The 3,314-nt window shown below is 36.9% G+C and carries 2 protein-coding genes and 1 tRNA gene; 1 reads left to right on the plus strand and 2 read right to left on the minus strand.

Annotated features, from left to right (window positions below):
* Window positions 1-231: 231 nt before the first annotated feature.
* Together ABFR62_13770 and ABFR62_13775 are read right to left on the minus strand one after the other, a co-directional pair.
* Complete coding sequence (locus ABFR62_13770) at window positions 232-2,004, minus strand: aminopeptidase P family protein (protein ID MEN8139487.1); 1,773 nt, start codon at window positions 2,002-2,004, stop codon at window positions 232-234.
* A gap of 236 nt (window positions 2,005-2,240) precedes the next feature.
* Entirely contained in the window at window positions 2,241-2,627 is a 387-nt protein-coding gene (locus ABFR62_13775; protein ID MEN8139488.1) for a hypothetical protein, read from the minus strand.
* A gap of 528 nt (window positions 2,628-3,155) precedes the next feature.
* Here ABFR62_13775 and ABFR62_13780 point away from each other — a divergent pair.
* Window positions 3,156-3,239: transfer RNA gene (locus ABFR62_13780), tRNA-Leu, on the plus strand.
* Window positions 3,240-3,314 lie beyond the last annotated feature (75 nt).

Below are 3,314 nucleotides of genomic sequence, written 5' to 3' on the forward strand. Positions count from 1 at the left end.
CCTTGCGGAGCTCCTTTTTTTGCTATTGTGAAAATATTTTGCCATATACAACTACAACGGAACACCCGTTAACCCACATTATTCACCGCAATTTTTGAAAAAAAATATCTTTCTATGAATAATGTGGGGTGCCGGCCAAATTATTATTAAATGGTTTATGAGGCGCAAAAACACACCCCAATTTCAAAAGTTATCGCTGTTTGAAATTTCCCCTTCTCATGAGGGGATATATTAAATCGCTTTAGTTGCAGCTTTCAACCACTCCAAAACATCTCCTTCTACAGAAGGGCTTATTTTCTCATAGACCTCTTTGTGATAGTTGTTTAACCATTCTTTTTCTTCATCCAAAAGTAATTCGTTTACAATTGGCCTGGTATCCATCGGGCAAAGTGTAAGAGTTTCGAATTCGAAGAAATTACCGAATTCGGTTTCTTTCCATTTGTTAGCAGCTACAAGAGTTTCTATTCTGATGCCGTGTTTACCTGCTCTATACAGACCCGGTTCGTTTGATGTGATACTGCTTTCCAGAATAGGGTTCTGGTTAAGATCAGGGCGGATACTGTGAGGGCCTTCGTGAACATTCAGGAAGAATCCTACTCCGTGGCCGGTTCCGTGATGGTAATTTTTACCTTCGCGCAATAAAGCCTGACGTGCCAAAGTATCGAGCTGGCAACCTCTTGTGCCTTCAGGGAACTTTGCCAGAGCCAGTTGAATATGACCTTTTAACACCAAGGTGTAATCTCTTTTTTCCTCCTCGGTTAAAGGGCCTAAGGCTATAGTTCGCGTAAGATCGGTAGTTCCGTCAAGGTATTGTGCTCCCGAATCTACCAGTACAAAACTTGAAGCTTCGAGCTTTTTATCGCTTTCTCCGTTGGCCGAGTAATGTATTATTGCCCCGTGTTCTCTATAACCTGCTATTGTAGGGAAGCTTTCGCCTACGAAATTTTCCTGTTCTTTTCTAAGTTCAATTAATTTGTCGGAGATTCCAACCTCTGTAACTTCTCCTCCCGCGACACTGTTGTCGATCCAGTGCAGGAATTTAGTCATCGCGATACCGTCTTTACGCATCGCATTTCTGATATTTTCGAGTTCTGTCTTATTTTTCGCTGACTTGAAAAATGTTGAGGGATTTGTAGCTTTTATTATTTCGCTTCCTTTCTTAATCCACGATAGAACTTTCTGATTCAGCCTGTCAGGATCGACAAGACATTTTGAATATGTCAGATTGTTTTTCACATACGACTCCAGGGCTTTATAGCTTTTTACCTGAACTCCATTGTCTTTCAATACTGCTTTTGCCTGTTCCGACAGCTTTTTCTTTTTTATGAAAAGAGTAGTATTATCTTTTGTGAATAGGGCATAAGCTATTGTTACAGGATTGTATGCAACATCACTTCCCCTAAGGTTGAATATCCAGGCTATATCGTCGAGAGTTGCAACTAAGTGAGAATCAGCTTCAAGTTCAGTATATTTTTTTCTGATTTCAGATATTTTATCAGAGATTGATTTCCCGGCATATTTTTCATCAAGTATATAAGCTTTTTCAGCAGGCATCTCTGGTCTGTCTTCCCAAATGGTTTTAATGAAATCGTTATTCCCGTCAAGTTTAAGTCCGACTTTTTTTAGCGTATTTCTCAGTTTAGCATATGCCGAAACAGCGAACACGCGTGAATCAACACCGACTACCTCTCCTTTACTCAGGGTTTTAGTCAGCCATTCGTCAAATTCAGGAACATCGGGCATTCCTTGTTTGAAGAGTTTCATCTCGCTACCTTCGAGTTGTTGTTCTGCCTGCAGGAAGTACCTTCCGTCGGTCCAAAGTCCGGATTCTGTCATTGTTACGACAACTAAGCCAGCCGATCCTGTAAAACCTGATATCCACTTTCTCGATTCCCAGAAATCAGCTACATATTCACTCATATGAGGGTCGGTACTTGGTATAATATAAGCTTGGATATTGCTTTTTTTCATTAGCTTTCGTAAAGCCGATAATTTTTTGTCCATGACCATAAATCGTCAATTTATATGTTCTGTTTGGTGTAAAGTATTAAAGCTATAAAGATAAATGAAATTGTGAACGTGATTATTGTTTATAATTAGAAACTTATTAAAAATTAGTGGATGATGTTAATATATTTAGTTATAGGTCTTGTCAAACATAAGGAAACGGATGTAATAAACACATCCGTTTCGAGAATTGGGAGGTAATGATATACCTACATTTTGTTTAATCTAAAATTTTAACTACTTACTATCTTACTATTTTTTTTGAACTTATAAGTAACAAGCATGATAGTCTTGTCTTTTTTGTTAGTTACCAGTCTTGCAACCTCATTATTTTTTGGACGGAAATCATAGTAAGTATAATCACCAACTCTTGTTACGCTAATTGCTTCTCCACAACCTGCTTTCAATACTCTCAAAGCATTGTTTTTCTTCCAGCCGAAATCACTTTCGAACTGACAACATTCGGCAAGGGTTACAGTACAGCATACAGTTCCCTCATTCATTCTTAAGTTTACAACATTATCGATAGCAGGAGGATCGGTAGCAAGAACCTCTGTGCTAAAACTAAATAATAATACTAACCCAAGAACTAAACCTAACTTATTAAATAAAGATTTCATAATGCAATGTTTTTATATTCGTTAATACCTTTTTTCGTTAATTTCTATGTTAAATTTACCCCGTTAATTGGCCAATTCAGAGCGATTTAACTTTTTTAACCTCATTTAACTTATTTTATCAGAATACCATGTTAAAAGTTGAATGGGTTTTGCAAATTGTTAACATTTCAGTTTTTTCAGATGCATTTTAAAGAACTTCTGTTACAACAATATGACGCAGGGTATTGATAATTTGTTGCGTTGGAATAGCTTGTTTAACAGTTGTTTAACTTAAGTTGGGTAATATTGTGATAATTTTATGAGAATGAATATTTAGTTGTACTTGAATAAAATTTCAGATACTGAACAAGCTCTTTTATATGTGTTGCATTTGTTAAAATCGGTGTATTTGTGTTTTTTGTTTTTTGGATGGAATCTTTTGTTGAAAAAAGGTTTGCGGATAAGTAAAACTGTTTTATATTTGCACCCGCATTCAGGAAAAACATTAAATAATGTTTTGTGAAAAATGCAGAGAAGTTCAGAATAAATGCCTTGGTGGCGGAATTGGTAGACGCGCTGGATTCAAAATCCAGTTCCTTTTTTGGAGTGAGGGTTCGATTCCCTCCCAAGGTACAACGACGTTGTATGTCAATGAAACGAATAGCCTTTAAACACTGCACTTGCAGGAGTTTGAGGGTTTTTTTGTTT

The sequence above is a fragment of the Bacteroidota bacterium genome (assembly GCA_039714315.1).
Classification (GTDB): Bacteria; Bacteroidota; Bacteroidia; order Flavobacteriales; family JADGDT01; genus JADGDT01.